This window comes from Candidatus Omnitrophota bacterium (assembly GCA_028707125.1).
Lineage (GTDB): Bacteria > Omnitrophota > Gorgyraeia > Gygaellales > JAQTUX01 > JAQTUX01.
The window spans coordinates 390,820-413,795 of record JAQTUX010000001.1 but is presented as its reverse complement, the minus strand read 5'-3'; the positions used below and the strand labels follow the sequence as shown (position 1 = coordinate 413,795).

The window sequence follows — 22,976 nt, the reverse complement described above, 5'->3', positions numbered from 1 at the left end:
GCTATGCAGCCGTGTCCGCCAGATACTTCCTTTTGTGACAGGCATATTTTAAGAATCCCGGATCCCTGAACAGGTCTATAAACAACGCCGGCCGCAGCAGGAACATATACAAAAATAATTTCAGATCATATCCCAGAATAAATAAACCGTTAGAAAGAAACCCTGCTATGGACTCGTTTTTTATTATGGTCGCGTACCTGTTCTTTATAAGGCGCGACTGAAGATGCCTCGGTAGGCAAACGAAATCGCGTCTGAACAAAAATAAGGTTTTTTTCTCCTGACAGCTGCCCCCCCTTACATGATAAGCGGCTGCCTTTGGGTTATAATAAGCCCTCCAGCCGCGCCTGTTCGCCCTCCAGGCCAGGTCCAGATCCTCGTAAAACATCCCGTAATCCTCATCAAAATAGGCATAGCCGCCGTTAACAGCGGGTAGACTTAATTCTTCCAACATGGACCGCCGGAACAGAGGCGCCGCGCCGCCTGGGCCGAAAACATAACCCCCTGTCGCATACTGCCCCTTATCTTTTTTGCGATAACCTCTGTCGTACGGCCTCCTTGACCTTGACAGGAACTGCCCGGTAGAATCTATGGTCTTGCCGTCCATAAGCAGGACCTTGCCCGTAACCATGCCGACATCCTTCTTCTCCGACATTATCTTTACGCATTCGGCAACATAATTATTATCCAGCACGGCATCGTTATTCAAACATAATACATATTGCCCTCTGGATTGAGATATGCCGGAGTTCTGAGCCCGCGCGTACATCTCATTATCCTTATTGAGGATCAATGTGACGGAGGAGAACATATTTTTTAACAGTTCCACCGAACCATCTGTGGACGCGTTATCCACGGCTATCACTTCAATATCCGGATAGCTCTGGCAGAGCGCGGAGTCCAGGCACCTTTTTAAATACTCCTTTCTATTATGGTTAACTATAATTATGGATACCGTCTCTTTCATCGCGCCTGATATAAGTAATACTGCGGTTCATTAAGCCGGTTGTAGAATACGCGCCGCAGAGACATCCTGCTTCCGGCTTTATTCAAACATCCATAGAGCATATTATATTTTTCTAAATAAATCCGTTGCGGCAAGGCGGTAAAAATAAAGAACAATTTTTTACCGGTCTTCAACATTGTATCCGCTGCCGCTGCGCATATTTCGTCAGGCCCCTCTACCGTCATGCCGTTGATCTTATCGTCAAAGTCAATCTTACCCTTAGCCAGGAAAAGCATGGGCTCTTTTCCGTTTCTCCCGCCTACGGTAATAAATAAGGCGTTCTCGGCAATACCATTCTCAAGGATATAATCCACAATTTCATATCTAACGGCGCCTAAATATGTCCCGCCTGTCTTACGCAATAACAGGTTGTATGCGGCGTGATTTCTGAAATCAACCATTAAAAAGGGCCCGGCAATTAAAATAACTGCTGAAAGCGCGATTAGCGCAGGCAGCGGCCTGCCCGCCGCGTATCTTTTTGTGATACCGTCCCATATATTGCAGCAAAAAAGCGACACGGTAAACGCCGGGATCGGCTCAAGCGCGAACATATGGAACGTCCTTGAAGAAGCTGGGGTGAACAAAGTTGTCAAGAATATAACAAAGTAAGCCGTATATATAAGCAGGTATTTCCTCTGCCCCGCCTTCCCCCGCATGAGAGAAAACAGGCAATTGGCTAAGAAAGCCGGCCAGAATATCGCCAGCGTCATTTTCCTTGCGTTATATATAAAGGGCTCCGCCTGGCCTTCCATAGAATCTGCCGGCAGGCAATCCTGCTCAGCTATCGGATACTCCTGTATGATAGTATTGAATTGGCCGATCCTCCTCTCCAGGTTAGCCTTAAAATCCAGATTATTAATATTGTCTCCATCAGTGCAAGTATACAAATATTTCACCAGCTTAAAAGTAGAGCCGCTGGTGGCCACATTGTAATAAATAAACAAGGATGCGCCCGCGCAGAAACAAACAGCGGAAACTATCGCCTGCTTTATCTTCAAGTTTGACCTGATAAAATCAGCTATTTTACCATAAAAAACAACGATAAATGCCAGGCCGAATCCAAATATTCTTGCCAGGAAAGAAAATTTAACGCTTAACCCCGCGCCTAATAAGAAACACCCCAGATAAAAATAAACAATGCTTCTCTTACCGCTGAAACGCAGCAGAAAAAGCGCAACGGCCGACCAGAAGAAAAAATTCAACAGATTCTCTGTTATGGAGAGCTCAACCTTGGTAGACCATACAAATGCTGAACTGCAGGCAAGCAAGAATACAGTCGGCACGGCGATCTTTCTGCCGAATATCGTTCGGCATATATAGTATAACGACGTTAATGATAACAGCGCCAGCGAAACGCCCAGCAATCTTAAAGAAAATATGCTGATACCAAACAAAATAAAGAAAGGGATCAACAGGTAAGAAGACAGAGCAAAATAATACGGGGTAATAAGATTAACCGGCAGGCTCATCCCTCCGAGACGAATGCCGACATCGCTTCCGTCCCAGAGGCGCCGGCCTTCAAGAAGGTTGACACCGAACATACCGGGTATAACCTCATCTTCCACAAATCCGATCAGATTCAATCCCGGCAATGAAAGGGATAAATATATGAGCGCGATCAGGATAATTATCAATAAATCCGGCTTGAAAACACCCTTAAGCGCGCCGGTGACATCTCTCAAAATATACCTCTTAGTTATCAGCGCCCTGTATGTATTGCCATTTGGGAAAAGAACAGGGAAACAACCAACCGCGACATTTCCAGAGATTGAGCATAAACTAAACACGCGAAAAACAACCAAAAGATAAATATCGCTGATTTCATTCTTAAGTTTGACGCGAAGAAGCTTCTTACGCTATCATAAAATATGACAAAGATCAGGATCATTATGGAATGGTACATCGACACGGTATATCTTGTTCCCATCTCATCTAAGGCCACTAACGAGACAATTCCGCTGATAAATATAAAATATAATATGACATACCCGATAAACACCTTGCACCTGTATAAAAAATTATTTTTCAGAGAGAGAAATAAAGACAGGAATAACCCGCAATAAGCAAGAAACGGCGTATCTATCCTGAACAGGTCCAGATAAATAGTGCGTAAGGTAAGGGATATATTCCTGACAAAATGCCGATATTGAGAAGCATGAAATTCCTTGTCTCCGAATATATACCCCAGGTCTCCCGTGATATGCACCGATCGGAAGCACCATAAAAGAAGCGGCAGGCATGTGACGAACAGGAAAAAGAGCAATCGATATGTTTTATGATCCCGCTTAATTCCCCTCTGGAATAAAATAAGCGCGGCCCCATAAAAAACCAGCAGCAGGCCCGTCCATCTTATCAGGCAGGACAAAAGGACAAAAAGCGTTCCCAGTATAAATTCTCTGTTTAATAGCTTGCCTTCCTTATTGAAATCCATCATAAAAAACAGGGCCACATAGGATAAGAACATAAAAGGCGTTTCTGTCCAGGCGTGCCGGGAGATCTCCAGAAATGGCCAGGAAACCATTATAAGGATCCCGCCTATCGCTGAGAAAACCGCGCTTTTTGTTATCTTATTCAAGATCATATAAAGGGGAACGATCATGGCTACCAAAGACGCCGTGCTGATCAGCCTTGCCGCGTCAACGAGGTCAAGCCCGAAAAGGCCCAATGCGGCGATCAAAACAGGATATAATGGAGGCCAGTCCAGATAGGCCCTCTTTGCCACTTCCTGGCCGAAGTAGCTTGTTATATAAAATCCCTCTCCGCTCAAAAGATGGCCTGCGGCGCTTATGTAGCTTTTAGAATCAGGGCTCAGATCAAAGTGGCTGCCTATCAATAAGTCCTTTAAGCGCGCGAGAAACAAGACGACGGCGCAGGATACCATGAAGATATTTCTCGCAAACCCTGTCAGCATATCTCTCATAAGACGGCTATTTCAGAGAAAACACGGCATAGGCAACCCTGCCGTCCCTCTGATAGAATCTCTTCTCTTCCGATAACGACAGATCACTTTCCTTTATAAGCTGTCTGAAAATATCCCAGCAGCGGTTTCCCTGTTCATAATTAGGGTAAAAGCACACATACAGGCTATCTCTCTCCCTAAGGCGGCTGCTAAGCATCCCCATAAACTCCTCCTGCCTTCCATTGCCTGCGTCCGTTGGAATACCGCTGCAATAGGCGGCGAGATCATAAACCCTGTTTTCCATCTCTCCCCTTGTGAGAAAATACAAGCTATCACTGATCCCCCAGTCCAGGATGATTATATTGCCCCCCTTCCTCTCCATAAGCCATCCTGACAGGCTGTTGATGGAATCGGATAAAAGCCCTTCTCCGCCTGTCCGTTGAAAATAGAGGTAACCGTTAATTGTTTTCTTTGCCTCAACGAATACGGACACAAATAAGATTATAACGCAGATAAAAACGAGCTTCGCGTTTTTTCTAAAATAAAAGACGGCTTCAATAAACGCTACGCCTGATATTATCTGCAGGAGAGGAAACAGCAAAAATATATGCGTGGCCTTCAAGGTCGTCATCGTGAAAGGGCTCTGTAAGAAAATAGATAAGGTCAAAATAAGAAGGAATAAAACCCTGTTTTTGGGGAAGAGCCCGGATCTCCTGGCTGCCAGGAGATACAGAAGCCAGGCGACCGACAACAGGAAGAATATTGGTGAATAACCGCTGTATGAAGAACCCCATGGCGTGACCCCCTTTATGTAATCAAGTAAATGCGTGGATCGCAAGGCGAGATTGCCAAAATAGGCAAAATTATCTGCGCCATCTATGGTGAAATGAGCGTTATTGAAAATATACCTTAACGTGGAGCAACCGGTGCCGATGTTATACAGTAATATTAAGAGCGCTCCGCAGCCGAAGAATAACGGCCCAAACAACATGCTGATATAACGCCTTTTATCGCCCCCGATCATGGCCAGCAGCGCATGCCTGAAGATCAGGGCGCAAATAAACAGGGAAAGAACGAACCAGATGAACCATAGCTTTATACTGATGCCGATGCCCAATAAAAACATCGCCGTAAAAAAATACGGTAGCCTTCCCGACCGGTACCATCTCAACAGGCATAATAAGGCGAACATCATTGCCGCCTGCATCATTGAACCGTGCACTATCCCCATCTTCGTATCAACAAGAAACGCAAAATTGATCACCAATAGAAACATGGACAATATCGCGGACTTGCGGTCAAATAATTCCTTAGTGAATAAATAGACGGCCAGCAATGTCAATGAGCCAACAAATATGGTCAATAATCTTAGGGAATATGCGCGCGCGCCGAAAACCTGCAGGAAAGGAATAAGGAGGTAGGCGGTCAAGGCGCTGTGGTTATCGCTCATCATCAGAGGCAGGCGCCGGCCAAAAAGATCAATGCCGAGGGGTGTACCCTGCCCCTTTATGGTCCTGATAGCCAGATTCGCGTCTATGGCCTCATCGCAGAAGATCCCCGGCAGGCTGATCAGGGATAATTGCAGTAAAAAGTACGCTATTACTAATACTATCGGGATTATTAAATTACCCCGCGCCCTATCCTTTGAAATGGACCTTGATATATTCATAGATAATATCGGCGATAAGGCCCTGCCCTTCGGAAGAGGGATGGAAGACATCATCCCTTCTCTCCCTGATCGCCGCCCTCTTTTCTTCGGGTATAAGCCCGCATAAATCTATATAATCGATACCCAGAACATCCATTGTGTCGCGCAAGATGACAAAATGCTCCCTCTCTAACGCCGAATATTCCGCCGCGGGCTTAAGAGACGGGAACACCACCCCCAATAAATACAGGTCGTTCTTAACGCAGAGGGCTTTTATGGCAGACAGGTATGTCAGAGCTGCATCCTCTCTGCCGGAATTGCCGATGGAGGATTTCTTGCCGGACAGATATGACTCTGCCTGAAAAATTAGAAATCTATAGAGATAAGAATGTTTCAATAAGAGATAATTCGGTATGCGCTGCTTGGTCAGCTCCGGCAGAGAGATATTGTATCTATACACAGCGCCCTCTTTGCCCCTGCAGTAAAACGAACTGTCTATATCAAGGTCTCCGTAGCAGAAAAATACCATTACCATATCCGGCTTATAGGCCAAACCCTTATGCTTCAAAACGAGGGCGTACCTGCGCAGATCATAGGAAGGCACTCCTGTATTCCATAATTGATATTTATATCCGGGATGAATGGGCCGTGTGTTAAGACGGCTCTCCAAGAATCTGGCTGTGCCGTCTTGAGCCGCGATGGAATCGCCTATTAACAGGATCCGGAATACGTCCCTGCCTTTTTTAAGGATATATTCGGGGCCGCATAATCCATAAGAGTTGACGTTGACAGCGCTGTTGGGAATAAATTCATAGCCGTATATTGGGGAAGGCCTGTATTTTATGTCTCTATATATATCCGACAATTTCTCGGAGGTCTTAAAACTAAACAGGCCATATTTGGATCTATATGCCGGATTGACGCGCAGGAATGACTCGCAGATAAATATGCCGGCTGCTATCCCGAACAGGACCAGCGCCAGCCTAACCGTCAGTCTCTTCATAACAGCTATTATGGGCCGCGCAGGCCAACCTAACGCCCGGCGGCATATACTATGAATACCTTCTCCCCGTCCCGTTGAGAAAATTCTTTAAGCATTATCGCTCTCTTCCCCCTGTGCCTTACCAGACCATTGAAATCATCATAAACATATCTATTGGTAAACTTGGGGCTGTGGAATATGTATACCTTATCCTGTTTGCCGCCGATAATATTGCTTAGCCGCTCCATCATTACATCCTTACTGTCGCCGCTCTCAACAAAATTAAAGGTAACCGGGGAGATCCTGCCGCCGGAAAGAAATATAAGATCGTGATAAATACCCCAATCAAGCACTACCGGATCTAAGGCGCCTTCTTCCAGCAGCCATCTGTTCAGATCGTAAATGGCATCGGAATAATTTCCTGTGCCGCCCGTGCCGGCGATATAGGCGTAATTGTTCCTGTAGGCGGTCTTTATTTCTGAGAATACCGGGACCAGGAAAACGCAAACCGCGAAACACGCCGCTATTTTAACCTTATTTTTCATTATCAGCAGCATCTCTATAAACGCCACGGCAATGATGACCTGTATGAAAGGGTAGATTATAAAAAGATGCGGCCCGCCCAGGCTGGAAAGGGTAAACGGGCTCTGAAGCAGGATAAATAAAGGGAAAAGCAGCACAAACAGCTTACCCTTCCTGCTGAAGCGTCCTTTATTTGCCGCTGACGACAACAACAGCCAGGCGGCGGATATAAGAAAAAGCGCGGGGTATAAATTATCCGCCGATATATGCTCAACGGGCGTCCTGTGATTCCATCCGCCCATATTTCCCAGTGAGAATGTCCCGCGAAGATAATTCTTAAATACGGCGACCCTTGACATAAGATTGTTCAGATACGCGAGGTTGTTGACCCCGCAGCGCGTAGCATATATATACTTAGTCATGTATCCGATAATGGGGAAACCGGAAGAAAAATTATAAAAAAGCATTAAAAATGCCCCGGAAGCAAACCCGAATAATGATCCAGCGATAAATTTAGCGCTCCTGAGTTTTGCGATTACCGCCTTGCCTATATACCTGTAGAACACAATTGAAATAATAATAATACTGTTTATAGGCCAGGAGAACCATGGCCTTATGCTAAGACCCGCCCCCCAGAAAAACACCGCGGCAAAAAAATGCCTGTCTTTTTTCAAACGGTACCAATTATAAAAACACAGGATGGCCGCCATATTCATAAACTGCAGCATGGAGCCGCTGTCATTACCGAGTTTAGTGCCTATGAGGAATTCCGGATTGACCATCAGGAGCAAGACAGCGATAACGGCTGCCGTCCTGTTAAAAATCCGCCTGATAAATATATAAGTAAAAACAAGCACGAGCCCTCCCAGTAGTATGGGGACAGACCTTAAGACAAAGACATTGATCCCAAAAAGATAGAAGAATGGCATAAGTATATAGCTCTCCAGGCAGGTCATATATGGGACAAACGCTATGGGCAAGGACATGCCGAACAACTCTTTTGAGATCAGAAAAGGCCCGACGTGTTTCAACACCTGAACAGCGCCGGTGGCAGGGAACGCTTCATCCGCGTATAGCCCCGGCAAATGTATCTGATACGCCTCAAGCAGAAAAAAGACACAAAGGAATAATGACAGCGATAAATAATCTTTTCTATCAAGCTCCAAGCCCTATCCCCCCTTTTGAGATCGCGTCCTTTACGCGGCTGGATACCAGCGCCTGCTTGTTCGCTTCCCAGTCATATCTCCATCCCCGATATCCCTTCTGCATCTCATCATCGGCGTCCGCAGGGTGCGAGATCACCTCCGTGACCCCGCCTTTTAACGACCTCAACAATTTCAACAGTCTATTCTCCGTTAAATGACCGCTGCTGACAAAACCCATAAAATCATCCGTATCATAAAAACCCAACCGCCTCCACCGTTTCCTTAATATTATACATCGTAAATTCAACAATATTTGGAAAATGACTCTGGAAAGATTATTGCTTTCGGCTTCTTTAACAATAAGCCAAAAGGACTGATGGGGCAGGCGTATTCCGGAGATATTATATTTCTGCGCGAGGCGCGCTACGATATCCGTTATCCCGGGTAACATATGCGCATAACAATGCCCGTCCAGATAGCTGATCTCTACCCCTTCCCTCTTAACCCTGGCTATCTGCGCCTGAAATTCCCTTTCAATATCGCCGGCCTTGATCCTGCCTGAAATACAGGCGGCAAGCAACCGCCACTTTGATCTCCTGAACCTCCCGTCATTCATAATAAGACTGGGTATTTCGCTGCCGGGCAGGATCGGCCTTTCCTCGGTTAAACATAAATGCACTCCCGCCTTCAAATCAGGATTGGCTTTAAGGAAATTTATTGCTTCGGAGGAATATTTCCCGCAGGAAATAACAGACGCGTTAGTAACTATGCCTTTTTTAAACGAATCTATAATGCCGTCGTTTACGCCCTTGCTCAGGCCAAAATCATGCGCGCTGACAATAAGGCGTTTTTCTTTATGGCCGGGCCTGGCTGCCGTACCGGACGGCATTATCCTGCGCAGGTAATTCCTTATGATCTGAGGGCGCAAATAAAATCTGCACAGGGCTGAAGCATAATACTTCATCAAAACATCCTTACTGATACCTTTGGGCAGGAACACCGGCTCAAAACAATTAAACCGGTCAAAACTTTGAATTATACTGCCGTAGTCACCGATGTTTTTCCAGATATCGGCCCCGGGAAACGGAGTAAAAAATGTAATGCTTATATCGCTTAAAGGCAGCCCGAGGACGAAATCCGTGGTCTTCGCTAAGCTCTCTGCGGTCTCTCCGGGGTTGCCGAACATCAAGAAGGCCTTTATCTGAATTCCGGATTCTTTCGCAAGATTTATTTTGCCCCTCACGATCTCTGAGTTCAACTCTTTATTGCTGAAATCGAGGATGGCCTGTTCCGCGCTTTCTATGCCTGCCATTATCTGCCAGCACCCGGCGTCTTTAGCGATCCGCAGGGTGTCTTTGTCAAACGTATCCATGCGGGTGCAACAGGACCAGGATATATCAATGCCCTCCCTTCTGATCAGGTCTCTGAACCTTGCCAATCTGCTACTGGAAACCAGGAAATCATCGTCTTCGAAAATAAGGCAACGGACGCCTCTTTTATATATGTATCTTACCATATCCACTATATACTCTGCGCTGTTAAGCCGGAGATGATTGCCGAAAACGCCTCTATCGCAAAAAACGCATCTTCCCCTGCAGCCGCGCGAAGCTATAAGTGAAAAGGAATGGCCGCCTGCCCTGCTTTGGAGCGGAACACGGTAATGGCTGTTTATCCCGGGAAGCAGGTCAAACGCCGGGAAGGGAAGCGTATCTATATCATCGATCCGCCTTCTCGGGGCGGTTTTAAACAACTGACCGCCTTGCCGGAAAACGATGCCGTCCACTGAAAACAACTCTTTGCCGCCCTCCAACGCCTCCAGTAATTCGCTCAAGGTCGCCTCCCCCTCCCCCAGGACCCCAATATCAAAACAAGCGCATTGCCGCATGGCCTGCTCCGCAAGCGCGCTGACATGGCATCCTCCCAATATGACCTTTGCGCGCGGAAGCATCTTCTTAACGCCCTCCGCCAGCTTCATAGCGGATGAGATCGTGGAGGTAACCGAAGTTATCCCGATGTAATCCGGATCGTATCGCGAGGCGAGATTCAACGTATCCTCTATATCCAATCCCAGCGACTGCGCGTCAACGATCGCTGCCCTGAACCCCCTTTCTCTCAAGGCGGCAGCCAGGAAACACAGCCCTAACGGCGGCTCTATTCCTCCGGCAAATGCCAGCCACCCATATCGCTGGCCCAAATCAACGGGGGGATGAATAAGGACTATTGTTTTCTTCACGGCTTCCTGGATAAGAATATAAGATGGGGATGAAGATATCCGCTGCCTGAATGAATACTTTGCGTATTAAAACCTATCTCTTTAAGCAGGCCTAAATAAGATTGTTCTTTCCTGAAATAGAATCTACCGCCCATTGTGCTCTTTACTATCTTTACGCTTATGGTCTCCTGAATAAGATTAAATAAAAACTTGAACATCGGCCTCTTAGCCATCTCTTTTATTATTAGAATACCTCCCGGAGACAGGCTATCAAAACAATCCCTGAGCAGGCCCTCCTGCTGAGGATAGGGCAATAAATACAACGCGTCTACCAATGTAATGCAGTCATAGGCCTCATCAGGCAGCATGAAATCCGGCGAGGCCAGATCCCCCCGCAGGAACTCCGCGCTACGGCTATTGCCTCTTAAAGCCAGGGCGAGATCTATCTTACGTTTATCAATGTCAATGCCGGCCACATTGCGTCTTTTGCCTCCGATGGCGATAATGTTTGTAAAGAATCCGTTGCCGCACCCCAGATCCAGGAATTTACCCTCTTCGGGAAGCAATCTTATTATCCTGCCAAAAGGACAGGTATGATATCTGACGGCATTGTGCATTAAGACCTTAAACCCGCGGCCTTTATACAGGCGCTTCGCCTTGATATACAGCATCCTCTCTCTTGATAATCCCTTTAACTCAGGAAGCAATTTAACCATTTCCGCGATGATCTTGAATATTACCGGCAGGGAACACAGGTGCGATACGCCGTATTGCCTGGCGCGATAGGCGACCTCTACTTCCTTCACTATGTAGCCCAAACGCACGGCCCTGATCAGGAGCTCCGCATCTATAAATGAGCCGTCGGACTTTAACTCTAACAGGTCCAGGATATCTCTTTTAAATATTTTCATGGCGAAGTTGACATCGCTTACCTTTATGCCGAACACCGCCCTTATCAGGCCGTTATACGCCTTAGAATACAACGACCTTAACAGGGAATCCCTGCTTCCGATCCGCCGGCCCACGACTATATCCGCCTCGTCTAAAAGCGGGATGAACCGCTTAATGTTCTCCAGGTCAAACGGCAGATCCATATCGGAATAAACCACTATGCCGCCCCTGGCGTTATTAAAACCGGTCTTAAGCGCGCATCCCAGCCGGCTGTTCTTTTTGTGCCTTAATACCCTTATCTTTTCATCATTCCTTGCCAGTTCCCGCGCCATTTCACCGGAGCCGTCCGTTGAGGCGTCATCTACTATTATTACCTCGTAATTATCAGTCAGTTCGCCTAATACCTTCCTGGCCTTCTCTACGGCGACAGGAAGGTAGTCCTTCTCATTGTACATAGGAAATACTAAAGAAATTGATCGCGCAGATCTATTATGCATGTCTCCGTAATCCAGCGAAAACTACGCGTGATTTATCGCGTCTCGCGCTCCCTTGTATTGCCCCAGGGCGCGGGAAAAACAAATAAGCGGCGTCCTGGCAACGGCATAAAAAGTACTGGAAACAGGGTACCCCGCGCTGATAAGCCGCTTTATCTGCTTGAAAGACAACGCTAATGAAGAAAGAAGCGCCTCTACGGGCCCGGGCACCGGGACATAACCGAACAATTCACGGGTTTTGAAATGATGGATATAGGCCCTGCGGAATTCGTAAAATACTCCCCTCTTGTGCGAATGTTCCACAACGGATAGCGGTTCAAACACTATCTTTTTGCCTGCGCCCAATACCTGCCTGGCCCAGGCAAGGTCCTCTGCGAAATCGGTCTCGGAAAACGGGATCTCACGCCATACGCTTTTTCTTATGCAGGAAGACACGTTATCAAAACTGCAGAACCGCAGCTTCTCCAGGGGGGGCATATTTTCAAACACATCCCGGTCTTTCATCTGCCGTATCTGCCTGCCGCATCCCGCCGCAGATTGCCCGTGGACCTCCATCTTCGTCAATAGATCCGCGTCCTGATGGGGCAGCTGCCTGCTGTAGGCAGCTGCCGCTTCATCATCATTGATCAAGTTGTCGATCAAGCGCCTCATCCAATCATTGCCGACAGGAACCGCGTCCTGGCTTAAGAATATTATATAATCTCCCTTTGCCTTGCCTGCGGCAAGATTGCGTGTCAGCCCATGGTTAAACTCGCGCTCTTCAATACGGAACAATCTAACCCTGTGTGACCTGCATATGTCAAGGGTGTCATCGCGGGAACCGGAATCAATACAGATCACCTCAAAGGGCATATCTATATCCTGGCTGAACAGCGCGCTCAGGCACCTGTCCAGTGTGCCGCCGCCGTCTTTAGTAAGTATTATTACCGATATGTCTGGATTATCCACCGGGTATCTATTTTGCCTGGCTGATCTTCTTTTCTATTCTTTTCTTTACCGCAACAAACTGATTATTATCGGGCTGCGATACCAGGGCGCTCTCTATGTATTTCAATGCTTCGCGAAGCCTGCCTAATGCCGAATAAACTTGCGCGGCGGTAAAATTAACCCCGTCGTCTTTGGGATTGACCAGCAGCGCCTTATCAATAACGTCTTGCGCCTCTGAGTTCTTTTTTTCTGATAGATAGGCCCAGGCAAGCACCCTCAATGCCCATACATTGCTCGGCTCACGCTCTAATACTTCCTTGATCTCGCGCTCGGCCGAAGAATAATCGCGTTTATTGATATAGCTCTCGGCCATGATAATGCGGATGGTACTGTCGTTGGGGCTGACTTGCAGATGCATCTTTGCCAGCCTGATCGCTTCATCCCAGTTTGCCTTACGGTAATAGGCGCTGATCTGCTCCGGCAGTTTTGGCGCATCAGCAACTACCATCTTGGCCTGCTGCGGCGCCTGCTTTTGCTTACCGCCCTTGAACATGTCCACCAGCATCGCCGGCTTAAAAAATACGGCCGCTATTACGAATAAGGTAAGAAACAACACAGCCGCCAACAATCTCTTCATTGCGCACCTCCTTTGGAAATCAACCCCCATTTTAACGTCTATATTTCTTCCCCGCTGACAAATATCGGGGATTATTTTTCAGCCATCATTTTTCTTACCGCCGAATACACCTGGCTCACGGATATCCCCTTCATACATTTGCCGTCTTGAGCGCAATGATCCTTATAGCATGGAGCGCAGCCCAAAGATGATGATATCTTTAAACCGTTTGAATACAATTCTACTTCCTGGGGACAGGTAGGGCCGAACAAGCAGACGGTCTTTTTCCCCAGGCCAATGGCGATATGCATAGCCAGGGTATCTGAAGAAACTACCACATCGCAACAGTCAATAATTGCCGCGAATTCCGCTAACGAATTCCCGCACCCGGAGTCAATTACGGCGCGGCCCAATCTTCGCGATATCCTGCTATTGCGTTCTTCTTCTTCCGCTCCGCCCAGAAGCAGGACTTTCGCGTCCCCCGCCCTGATCAACCGCTCTGCCAGCCCCGCAAAGCCATCCTCCGTCCATCTTTTATAGGGAAAAACCGGACCGCATCCTGTGTTAAGCCCTATCTTTAACCGATCATTATGCAGCCTCTTTGCCTTCATAAACCTATGTTTAAACTCGCGTTGTTTCTCGCTGAAAGGCAGGACATATTTTTCCCCTCTAAAATGCAGGCCGCAGGTCTCAAATACTATTTCCTGATATGACTTCTTATTTCGCCTGAATTTAAGGTCATCGGAAAGCCCGAGGATAAACCCGTATTCGGCATCCTTGTCAAAAGGAAAAATCCTCCCGTCAGGACCCAAGCCATATCCCGACCTCCTCTGCGCCTTGACCATAGACGCTATTGCCGCCGCCTCCGCCGCCTTATCCAGCGATATCACCCAATCATAACGCTCCATGATCAGCCTCGCTGAAGAAGCGAAACCTGAAGAAAGCACCTCATCAATGAAGGGATTGCCTTCAAGGACGGCTGCGGCCTCTTTTGATGTAAGCCAGACCATGTAGGCGCCGGGGTGTATCTTTTTTAAGGCACGTAACAACGGCGTAGTCCTTAATACATCGCCTGCCGAAGCCAACTTTATAACGAGTATCTTCTTGGTTATTTTCTGATATTTCCTGCATCCCCTGCACAATCTTTTGAACAGGCAGGGGACACTGCCCCTGAAATAACGGCAATCCCTCTTATATTCCACTGTACGAAGCCCCCAACGATAGAGCCGGCTGGCATGCCGCCCCTGCTTCATAATAAACATCAGAGACCCTGCAGGCATTCTCTTCGATAGACATAGGCATTACCGCGCCAGCCCTAAGGCGCCTTGCCAGCGGCCGGTCATGAATAAACAAATTCAGCTGCCTGTATAAATCCTGGTCGCATGCCGGCTCAAACAACAGCCCGTTCTCTCCATGAGTTATCAGTTCCGGGATGCCTCCTGTCCTGGACGCTATTACAGGTACCCCTGCCAGCTGCGCTTCTTGTATAACAAGCGGGGAATTCTCCGGCCAGACCGAAGGAACGACCAGGACATCCGCCCTGCCGAGTATGCTTCCTATGTCATCATTATGAAATTCGCCCATAAATCTCACTCTCTTATTCCTCGCCAGGCCCCGGAGCAGACCGGTATAATATTCGTATCCCTTATAGGGATAAAGCCGGCCGTAAATATTGAGCTCAACATCAGCCTCCCCCAGCCTGTTGAAGGCCTTGATCAGCACATCCGCGCCTTTAGCAGGCAGCAATGTGCCTATGAAAGCGACGCTCGTTGTCCTGCCACCCCGCTCTTTACTTATATTATTAAAACGGCTGTAATCTAAACCGTAGGGCAAAACCCGTATCTTCTCCGGCCTGGCCCCAAACTCCGTAAATCTTTGTCTTAAAAAATGCGAGGGCGAAATAAGGGCATCGGCCATATCCAGCATCTCTCTTATGTGTCCGGCGCGCCGCTCTATGTAATCCATGGCGGTTGCTTTTTTCAAGAAGCCGGCCCGGGCAAAGGCGAAATACAGTTCTTTTGATAACCCCAGCAAATGAGCGGATAGGTATTTCTTGAGGAAAATGTATGATCTCATAACATTTCCCCTTATGCCAAGCAGGTACTTCAGGCACTCATAGCAGCGCTCAGCGGACGGCCCGGGGCACACCTCGTTACGCCTGTTAAACAACTGCCCCTGCTGGCAGAACATCCAGTAATCGTGCAGGGTGAAGACAACCGGCACCCCTTCGGACTTAAGGTGCTTTATAATATCCGTGGAAAGGAATAAAAGATGCTGAATGTGGGCGATATCCGGCCTTATATCTTTAAGTATTCCGGAAAACCTTTCCAGTATATGAGAGTTTTGATACAGCATCCGGAAAGAACCGCATTCCCTGAACGTGTTGTTAATCTCAAATATATTGACCCTCCCCTGCCGCCGGAACCTTACGTCATATTCCTCTCTGGAAGGATCGTTTACGCGATGGACGATAAAGACGTCGTGGCGCCTGGACAGCTCCCGCGAGAGGCCTGAAGTGTAGACCTCCGTACCGCCGGAATTATAAGGAGGCAAGCTGTGTACTATCTGCAATATTTTCATAACAAAATCATTATATCTCGTTATTACAACTTTTCATATAAAGAACCGCGGAATTTACATTGCTCAGAGCAGATCTTGTCCGCACCGCCCCATCTTATTAAACTGCGGTAGATCTGCATAGTGCTGTTGTTCCATATCTCCTCCAGAGAATCCCTCTCTATGTTCCCCGCGGGGCGCTGGCACTTGCACTCCGGATAGACATCGCCATTGGCGTTTATAAACAGATTGGTCCAGGGCATACGGCACTCTATGACCCTCACCTTCGCGCCTTCTTCCGCAGGAACGCCGCACTGACCGCCGCCCTTATCACCGCCCTCCAGATGCGCCCTCACCAATGAATCAAATGTGCAGTGAAAATTAATGTTATACTGCCGGCATTTATCCTTGATCTGAACAAGCGCGTCGTTTAAATACTGAAAGGTGTCTCTTTCTGGCCTGCTTAAGATATCCTCTTCGGGCGCCTTATCCGGCCACAGGGCGCTAAACCTCAAACTCCTGAAATTATATTTTCTGCAAAAATCAGGGAACAGCACCATCTCCTTGAGGTTGCGCTTCATTACTATCGCCACCAGGTCAAGATTTACGTTGCCGGCACGCGCCGCCTTCGCTTCATTTATAAGGTCAAGATTGCGCGATAACGCCTTGAAGCTTCCGCCCACCCTTATAGACTCATAAACGGGCTCGGTCACGGAGTCTATGGAACACTGCAGGCACACGTTTGACCCCGCCAGCACATCCGCCCACTCATTGTCTATCAGCAGGGCGTTGGTGGTTATATTATGCATAATATGCGGGAAATTCCCCGACACGTCAAGAAAAAGCCCCTTGAAATAATCCAGGATAAACACCTCTCCGCCCTGCCAGTCCACTATCTGCAAATAAGGGAACAAGCTGTAGATCTTTTTAACCCGATCAAGCGGCATGGTCAAAGAAGGGTCGCAGCTGAACCTGCCGCACATAATGCATCTTAAATTGCATTTTGTCGTCAGAATGACCTGGACCCTGCGCGGCATTGACTCAAGGACTATATCCTTCCTTAATTCTTCTTTCAGGTTGATCTCGTTATTACGCGAATACGCCGTCATCTATCCCGCCCTTGCCTTTGAAACGTATTATATTAAATGCCATCTTCGCGCGGATGAGCAAGAACACTAGAATAAGATACGCGAATATAAACAGGTTGATAACCGACCTCGCCATAAACGCGATACCGTCATTTACGCCCAGCCGCTTCAGTTCCCACCATTGCTCCCAGCGGTTATAAAGGAACAGGCTGCTTTTTGTAAACAGCAAAGACGCGAGTATGGGCGTTACGTCCAGCGAAAGTATGATTATCTGCCTGAAACCCATACGCCTGTACCGCAGCATAAGAGACGCTATCTCGTAACGCCCTGCACTGGGCACAGCAGGGGTAATGATATCTATCTGGCCGAACCTGCCGGATATAAAACCCTTCCTGTGTTCAAACGTTATTATGGATACGCTGCCTCTGTCCGCGTATTGCAATGTGCGCTCTATCGCCAGCTCAAGATGCCTGTATGAGGCATAGCCGTTATCAACGATCAATACCCTGCCGGCGGGCACCTGCGGCTGCCCCGTCTGATTTAATTTCACAAGGTTCCTGCCGATCTTCTTGACCCTTTCCTGTATGCTCATGACGCACGCCTTCCTTTCTGGTGGAATGAAAAATTAAAATTATCTTCCAAATAGCCGGATACGAAATCGTATATATCTTCAGACATCATCATAAATGCCTTTTCTGAAGGGTGGACATAATCCCCGGGGTATTCTTTCAAGCCGGGGGCGTCCCTGTCTGTAAAGCTTTTGTGCATGTCAGCGTAGGGAACGCCCCCGCTTTCCAGAATATGCCTGATCCGGATGTGTTCATCCTGCTGTGCGCTGTCATATTGATTCTTCATATGCGGCCAGATCAGGGCCACGATCTTCAGGTTCCTCTCATTGGCCAGTTGAAGCATCTTGTCGAATTTCCCGACAAGGATCTCTTCCATACTCGCCCTTTCAAGTATATAGCGCTCCAGGCCGAATACGATAAACCGGTAGACCCTGGAATGCAGGAAAAGACGGCTGCTGAAAGGAAAATCTAGGGCAATAAAAGGGTTGAAGAACTCCACGAACCGCTTCCCATCATGGATGGTTAAATTGATCCCGCTAAAATCATTCAGACATAAAGCCAGTATGATGAAATCCGGTTTGAATCTAGGTATTATGTCCCTGAAATAGTAATAATAATTGGTTATATTGTATCCGGATACCCCGCAGTTCCAGACCTCAAAACGCATGCCCAGCGCGTCCTCATTTAACCTGTCCTCCAGGAACCTCTCAAAATACCCCTGTTGCGCGATAGAATCTCCGATGGCGATTATCCTGAACACGCCCGGAGCCTTCTCCCTCGCCTTCTCCTCAAACCTGTCATATTTATTTATCAGTTCCGCCGGCTTTAATTCCCAGCCCAGGCCGGGATTTGAGGAAAGCGAAAAGGCCATATGCACGCCGTTCTTTACATCGGCATTCCAGCGAGAGTCGCCGACAATAAATTGCTCGAGGCCGTATTCACCCTTCAGGGTAAAGAATACCTCCAGGCCAAGGTATAGTATCAGCGCGGAAATCAATAAAACAAATACCGCGAGCACGGAATTATGGATACCTTTCCTTAATTCAGCCGGCATATCCGTCTATCCCTTCAAGAAAAGCGCTGATCTCCCCGGCGACCAACGATGCGCCAAACGGAGTAAAATGGCAATGGTCATAAAAGATACGCTCGTCTTTATGAACGCGCAGTACGCTCAACATATCCAGACAAGGTATGCGCATATCCCCCAGAAAAGCAGCGAGCATATCCTGCGGTTTCCTTATTACGGGAAGATCGCCTTTAAATAATACCTGGGGTTCAACAGGCAGTATGACCACCGCGAATTTGATGTTCCTGGAGCTGCAGATGCCCTGTATTTGCTTAATGAGGCCGAACCCTCTGCCCCACAGGCCTTCGTCCCAGGCCATGCCCCAATCATAGCGCGCCTTATATACCAAATTCTTAAATTCCGCGGGGTCTTCTAACCATTCGCGCCCGTTGTAATCTATCACCCAAAGGTGCCGTATATTACCGGAGATATAAGCAAAAAGCATGGCGCTGTTTATCCTGCGCTCCAATCCCTTCAGCGCGTAATTCCAGATATTGCTCTCTCTGATCCATTTTACCTGATGGCACTTATACAACAGATGATTGCGGTATATATCCATGCCCTTCAGATAACCGGCGGGAGGAGAAAGATCGTTTAAATAAACCCCCAGCAAAATAATATCCGGCTTCAGAATATCCATCTTCTCCTGGATCAGAAGCGACTCGGCTTCCAGATTGCTGTCCCCCACGCCTCCGTTTATCACTTCGCAGTAAGGAGAAGTCCGGCCTCTGTTCAATAAGCCCTCAAGCTGCTGCGTTATAGTATCCTTAAACTCCAACCCCGTGCCGAAAACGATCGAATCGCCTACAAAAAATATCCTCAGCCGGTCCGGTGATTTAGGGTCCGCGTATTCCGGCCCCCTTAAGCCCAGGGAGTTTATCTCTACCTTGACATACCCTTTGTCATCCCATGAATTCTGGTATCCCAGAGAACCGGCGATATGCCTGCCTGATCCATCGCTGAAGGCATTAACCGCCACCGGCTCCGAATGAGGGGTATACCCTGGGCGATGCTTCAGGCACAGGAGCCGTTCTGCGATAAACAATGCCGCGGCTATGCCGATGATAACTGCCAGCAGCCATCTGGCGGTCTTCACTATAATCACGTCGTTTTCCTTCCCCTTACTTTATATATAGTAAATACGCCCCTCCTGTCCGGGACAGGCGCGGTAAATTCCGCGGCTACTTCCATTCGCAGCCCCTCTTCTTTAACTATTGCCTTAAACCTGCCGAGATAATCTATCCAATGCGTGCCGGCAGCCCTGAACAGATAATACCCCTCCTTCTCGCTGCCAAGCCGCTTCCTCAGGATCAGCTCCTTTTCATGTCTTGGCATGTTAAAATGCTGCGCGTAAAACACCTCATCAACGTCCAACCGCCAGCCGCTTAAATATAACAGCACATCCTTTATCCCCGTATCGCCCAGGCCTATCCGCCTGATACCCTTAGCGTCCAGCCAGGCGAGAACGTCCCGCGCCGTATTCCACCTCGCCTCTTCGCCGCCGTGCAGTTGTAAATGCGCGCTTTTAAAGCGCAAAGACAGAAAGCTGACCGTCAGTGACGCTGTTGTGGCGAACAAAAGCAATGCGCCTAAGCCTGCTCTTAGTGTGCGTCCCCTGGCCATTGATACCGCCGTTGCTCCGGACATAAGAACAAACGGCAACACATAAAGGATATGAAGCGGCTGCAAACCGGAAGGGGTTATGGACGACTGCAGCATAACCGCGGCCGAGAGGGCGACCGGCAATAAAAACCGCTTTTCTGCCGCAGTACAATGGAACCGTCTTTTAAATAACAAAATAACGATAACCGCGAGGCCGAAAGATACAATATAAAGATTAATAAGATTATCCCCCATGCTATAGGCGCTTCCCCTTAACAATGCAAACAGCTCGGACATCCTCTCCTTAAGATTATCGGCGTATTTAAGATTGGAGATCCCATCATTAGAAATAATAAGATGGCTGAATAAAAATCTCGCTGTACGCAGATTGCTCCTCAAGTTAAAAACCACCACAGGCAGAATCCCTATGCTGGATAAAACAACACATACCAATTTATTCCTGAATTTTAACGCCAGCATCGCTCTCAACATCTGTCTGTGAATAAAAAACAGGAAGGCGGCCAGGGCGACGATAAACCACAAAAAGAAACACCGGCTCCCCATGCCCATACCTATAAATAGGCAGGACAGGCAGAGGAATGAGAATCTTCCGCTTTTTCCCCACAACAGAAGGCACAATACCGCGGATAACCCAAAAAATAAAACCAGTGTCCCCGTGTACAAGCCCACCCTGCTTGCCGCGATAAAAGACGGCAGGGTAAACAGCAAAATGCACGATGATACCGCCGGCATCCGGCTTTCATACAATAACAATGCCAGCATATAGAAAACCGGTATAGACAAAACGGCGAACGCTACCGGTACTATATTCAAGGCAAATGCGGTATTGCCGAATATATAAAGCGCCGGCAGGGACAGGTAAATCTCAGCCGGCCCATGATAATCCAGGAGCATCAAGGGAAATGACCTCCCGAATAGATTGATAAAATCCGGGCCTTCAAAATGTATATTTTTATAGATGCCCATCGCCTTATTGCCCAGCAGCGCGACGTCACAATAAACCCCCTGTTCTTGCAGCCGGTCAAGCGCAAAATAAAGATAGAATACCGCCAGGGCCGCCATAAAGAAAATATCAAATATGATCCTGTAACCGCGGACTGATTTCATATCAGCGTCAAGGAACCCTATACAACATGAATATAGTATCTCCCTCCGGAGAAGAGAATTCCCGTAATAACTCCACTTTTTTATCGCACCGCGAGGCTGCGGCACTGAAACTGTCAAAAAAATTCACGATGGCGTTGTTCTGCGTCCGGAACAGATAATACCCTTGCCTTTGCGCTTTCAATCTCGCAGCCAAGCCATTCATATGCGCATCGGTATTTCCCATATAGTCAAGAGGATACACCTCATATAACTCCAATTTAAATTTGCTTAAGAATAAAAGCGCGTCTTTGATATAGGCGTCGCCCAGGCCTATCCTGTTTATGCCCTCTGCCGCCAGGTAATCATTGACATCCGACAATACATTCCAGGTTATCTCGTTGCCTCCCTGCACTCTTATGTGGACGCGGCTATTCCTAAGCATAAGGTAATTGTTGAACGCGTAACCGCCCGCGATGAGGGCTGAAATAATACATAACCAGCTGCCCCGCCTGATAAGGCCTTTATCTTTAACCGGCAGGGATAACGGCGCGCATACCGCCATATATATAAACGGCAATATCATTACTATATGGTGAGAGTGCAATATGGTAGGAGTAAAAGGTGACTGAAGAATAATAAGAATACATAGAAATAGCGGCAACGCCCAGGCATCATACTTTAGCTTACGCCTTATTATATAGCCGGAAATAAAAAAATAAATTGCCGATACGCCCAGAAGCACCGGCAAGCATATCGCCAATCTGTTATAGCTATCCGAACTGCTCACTGCGCTGCCGTCCACCAGGGCAAGCGACTCCTTGACCCTCTCGAACAAGTTGGACAAATAGTTTGTATTCGGCACTCCTGACCTGGAAACCAAAAGATACCGGGCAAGGAATTTCACAGTGAAGAAACCCCATCTTATATTTGCCAGCACAAGAAAAAAAGCGCCGCTAAAAATCCCTGCGGCAATTATTAAACCGTTCCTCCAGAAGGCCGCGCCCCTGCCCAACAGCCCTTTCAAAACCATATAAATCATCAGGGCGGCTATAAACCATAAGAACTGGATCTTTCCTGCCAAACCCATACCCATTGATAAGCCCAAAAGTAACAACCGCCATGCCGATGCCGTCTTTTTCCAGCGTAACAACAATAACGCGGATAGAAGCGCGAAAAATATGGTGAGGTTCCCAGTGAATAATCCCAGTCTTGATGCCATGATAAAGGAAGGGGAAGTAACCAGAAGCAGGCAGGCAAAAGAAGAATACAGTCTGTTATTATCCGACAACTCCATACATACCGCGTACAATAAAATAATGGATAGCGCCGCCCAGATAAAACCGGTAATATGCAGCGCCATGGCTGTATTGCCCATCAAATATACCCATGGCAAGGCGGCGTATATGTCGGTGGCCGCATTATATTCATTGACCATCAGGGGGAGCCGTCCGCCGAATATACCCATATGATACTCCAGGCTATAATCCGGATTTATTAACGCGCCTAATGCCGCGTTCCCGACCAGGGCGACATCGCCGTTCAATCCCTGGTATTTAAGGCCGTCAAAAAACCAGAACGAAAAAATAGATAAAAAAATGGCCAGCGCGGCAATGTCAAAGAGCTTATTCCGGCTATATCTTCTCATATAT

18 protein-coding genes are annotated in these 22,976 nt (G+C 47.7%); all 18 read right to left on the bottom strand.

From position 1 onward, the window contains the following. Position 1: 1 nt before the first annotated feature. The 18 genes from PHR44_01895 to PHR44_01810 all read right to left on the bottom strand — a co-directional run bounded on the left by PHR44_01895 (position 2) and on the right by PHR44_01810 (position 22,972). Entirely contained in the window at positions 2–964 is a 963-nt protein-coding gene (locus tag PHR44_01895; GenBank protein MDD4909423.1) for a glycosyltransferase family 2 protein, read from the bottom strand. Next, positions 961–2,685 (bottom strand): glycosyltransferase family 39 protein, encoded by a 1,725-nt coding sequence (locus PHR44_01890; GenBank protein ID MDD4909422.1) that lies wholly within the window; start codon positions 2,683–2,685, stop codon positions 961–963. The genes PHR44_01895 and PHR44_01890 overlap by 4 nt, the downstream gene beginning before the upstream one ends. A 17-nt stretch (positions 2,686–2,702) precedes the next feature. Then, entirely contained in the window at positions 2,703–3,914 is a 1,212-nt protein-coding gene (locus PHR44_01885) for a hypothetical protein (GenBank protein ID MDD4909421.1), read from the bottom strand. 16 nt (positions 3,915–3,930) lie between these two features. Beyond that, on the bottom strand, positions 3,931–5,571 hold the full coding sequence (locus PHR44_01880) for a glycosyltransferase family 39 protein (GenBank protein ID MDD4909420.1): 1,641 nt from the start codon (positions 5,569–5,571) through the stop codon (positions 3,931–3,933). Continuing rightward, complete coding sequence (locus tag PHR44_01875; GenBank protein ID MDD4909419.1) at positions 5,540–6,553, bottom strand: hypothetical protein; 1,014 nt, start codon at positions 6,551–6,553, stop codon at positions 5,540–5,542. Before PHR44_01875 ends, PHR44_01880 begins: the two co-directional genes overlap by 32 nt. Before the next feature lie 29 nt (positions 6,554–6,582). After that, on the bottom strand, positions 6,583–8,220 hold the full coding sequence (locus tag PHR44_01870; GenBank protein MDD4909418.1) for a glycosyltransferase family 39 protein: 1,638 nt from the start codon (positions 8,218–8,220) through the stop codon (positions 6,583–6,585). Continuing rightward, a complete protein-coding gene (locus tag PHR44_01865; protein MDD4909417.1) occupies positions 8,210–10,432 on the bottom strand; it encodes a ChbG/HpnK family deacetylase in 2,223 nt (740 codons plus the stop codon). Before PHR44_01865 ends, PHR44_01870 begins: the two co-directional genes overlap by 11 nt. Beyond that, complete coding sequence (locus PHR44_01860; GenBank protein MDD4909416.1) at positions 10,429–11,799, bottom strand: glycosyltransferase; 1,371 nt, start codon at positions 11,797–11,799, stop codon at positions 10,429–10,431. Before PHR44_01860 ends, PHR44_01865 begins: the two co-directional genes overlap by 4 nt. 21 nt (positions 11,800–11,820) lie before the next feature. Then, positions 11,821–12,744 (bottom strand): glycosyltransferase, encoded by a 924-nt coding sequence (locus PHR44_01855; GenBank protein ID MDD4909415.1) that lies wholly within the window; start codon positions 12,742–12,744, stop codon positions 11,821–11,823. Between the two features lie 7 nt (positions 12,745–12,751). Continuing rightward, positions 12,752–13,360, bottom strand: a complete 609-nt coding sequence (locus tag PHR44_01850) for a tetratricopeptide repeat protein (GenBank protein ID MDD4909414.1) — start codon at positions 13,358–13,360, stop codon at positions 12,752–12,754. A 71-nt stretch (positions 13,361–13,431) separates the two neighbouring features. Beyond that, entirely contained in the window at positions 13,432–14,541 is a 1,110-nt protein-coding gene (locus PHR44_01845) for a glycosyltransferase family 9 protein (GenBank protein ID MDD4909413.1), read from the bottom strand. Further along, positions 14,531–15,919, bottom strand: coding sequence for a glycosyltransferase family 4 protein (locus PHR44_01840; protein MDD4909412.1), 1,389 nt, complete (start codon positions 15,917–15,919; stop codon positions 14,531–14,533). Before PHR44_01840 ends, PHR44_01845 begins: the two co-directional genes overlap by 11 nt. Before the next feature lie 23 nt (positions 15,920–15,942). Beyond that, on the bottom strand, positions 15,943–17,004 hold the full coding sequence (locus tag PHR44_01835) for a radical SAM protein (GenBank protein ID MDD4909411.1): 1,062 nt from the start codon (positions 17,002–17,004) through the stop codon (positions 15,943–15,945). Further along, on the bottom strand, positions 16,985–17,575 hold the full coding sequence (locus PHR44_01830; GenBank protein ID MDD4909410.1) for a hypothetical protein: 591 nt from the start codon (positions 17,573–17,575) through the stop codon (positions 16,985–16,987). Before PHR44_01830 ends, PHR44_01835 begins: the two co-directional genes overlap by 20 nt. Then, positions 17,572–18,606 carry an SGNH/GDSL hydrolase family protein gene (locus PHR44_01825; protein ID MDD4909409.1) on the bottom strand — a complete coding sequence of 345 codons (1,035 nt, stop codon included), beginning with the start codon at positions 18,604–18,606 and terminating at the stop codon, positions 17,572–17,574. The genes PHR44_01830 and PHR44_01825 overlap by 4 nt, the downstream gene beginning before the upstream one ends. Continuing rightward, the gene (locus tag PHR44_01820) at positions 18,596–19,723 is read right to left on the bottom strand and encodes a hypothetical protein (GenBank protein ID MDD4909408.1); all 1,128 of its coding nucleotides are present in this window, start codon (positions 19,721–19,723) and stop codon (positions 18,596–18,598) included. The genes PHR44_01825 and PHR44_01820 overlap by 11 nt, the downstream gene beginning before the upstream one ends. Next, positions 19,720–21,348: a glycosyltransferase family 39 protein gene (locus PHR44_01815; GenBank protein ID MDD4909407.1), complete on the bottom strand. Its 1,629-nt coding sequence runs from the start codon at positions 21,346–21,348 to the stop codon at positions 19,720–19,722. Before PHR44_01815 ends, PHR44_01820 begins: the two co-directional genes overlap by 4 nt. 7 nt (positions 21,349–21,355) lie before the next feature. Further along, complete coding sequence (locus tag PHR44_01810; protein MDD4909406.1) at positions 21,356–22,972, bottom strand: glycosyltransferase family 39 protein; 1,617 nt, start codon at positions 22,970–22,972, stop codon at positions 21,356–21,358. Positions 22,973–22,976: the final 4 nt, after the last annotated feature.

What these genes read in the sequence shown, in the direction of transcription:
- PHR44_01895 (MDD4909423.1), bottom strand. Translation starts at nt 964, where the DNA reads ATGAAAGAGACGGTATCCATAATTATAGTTAACCATAATAGAAAGGAG.
- PHR44_01885 (MDD4909421.1), bottom strand. Translation starts at nt 3,914, where the DNA reads ATGCTGACAGGGTTTGCGAGAAATATCTTCATGGTATCCTGCGCCGTC.
- PHR44_01880 (MDD4909420.1), bottom strand. Translation starts at nt 5,571, where the DNA reads ATGAATATATCAAGGTCCATTTCAAAGGATAGGGCGCGGGGTAATTTA.
- PHR44_01875 (MDD4909419.1), bottom strand. Translation starts at nt 6,553, where the DNA reads ATGAAGAGACTGACGGTTAGGCTGGCGCTGGTCCTGTTCGGGATAGCA.
- PHR44_01860 (MDD4909416.1), bottom strand. Translation starts at nt 11,799, where the DNA reads ATGCATAATAGATCTGCGCGATCAATTTCTTTAGTATTTCCTATGTAC.
- PHR44_01850 (MDD4909414.1), bottom strand. Translation starts at nt 13,360, where the DNA reads ATGAAGAGATTGTTGGCGGCTGTGTTGTTTCTTACCTTATTCGTAATA.
- PHR44_01840 (MDD4909412.1), bottom strand. Translation starts at nt 15,919, where the DNA reads ATGAAAATATTGCAGATAGTACACAGCTTGCCTCCTTATAATTCCGGC.
- PHR44_01835 (MDD4909411.1), bottom strand. Translation starts at nt 17,004, where the DNA reads ATGACGGCGTATTCGCGTAATAACGAGATCAACCTGAAAGAAGAATTA.
- PHR44_01830 (MDD4909410.1), bottom strand. Translation starts at nt 17,575, where the DNA reads ATGAGCATACAGGAAAGGGTCAAGAAGATCGGCAGGAACCTTGTGAAA.
- PHR44_01825 (MDD4909409.1), bottom strand. Translation starts at nt 18,606, where the DNA reads ATGCCGGCTGAATTAAGGAAAGGTATCCATAATTCCGTGCTCGCGGTA.
- PHR44_01815 (MDD4909407.1), bottom strand. Translation starts at nt 21,348, where the DNA reads ATGAAATCAGTCCGCGGTTACAGGATCATATTTGATATTTTCTTTATG.
- PHR44_01810 (MDD4909406.1), bottom strand. Translation starts at nt 22,972, where the DNA reads ATGAGAAGATATAGCCGGAATAAGCTCTTTGACATTGCCGCGCTGGCC.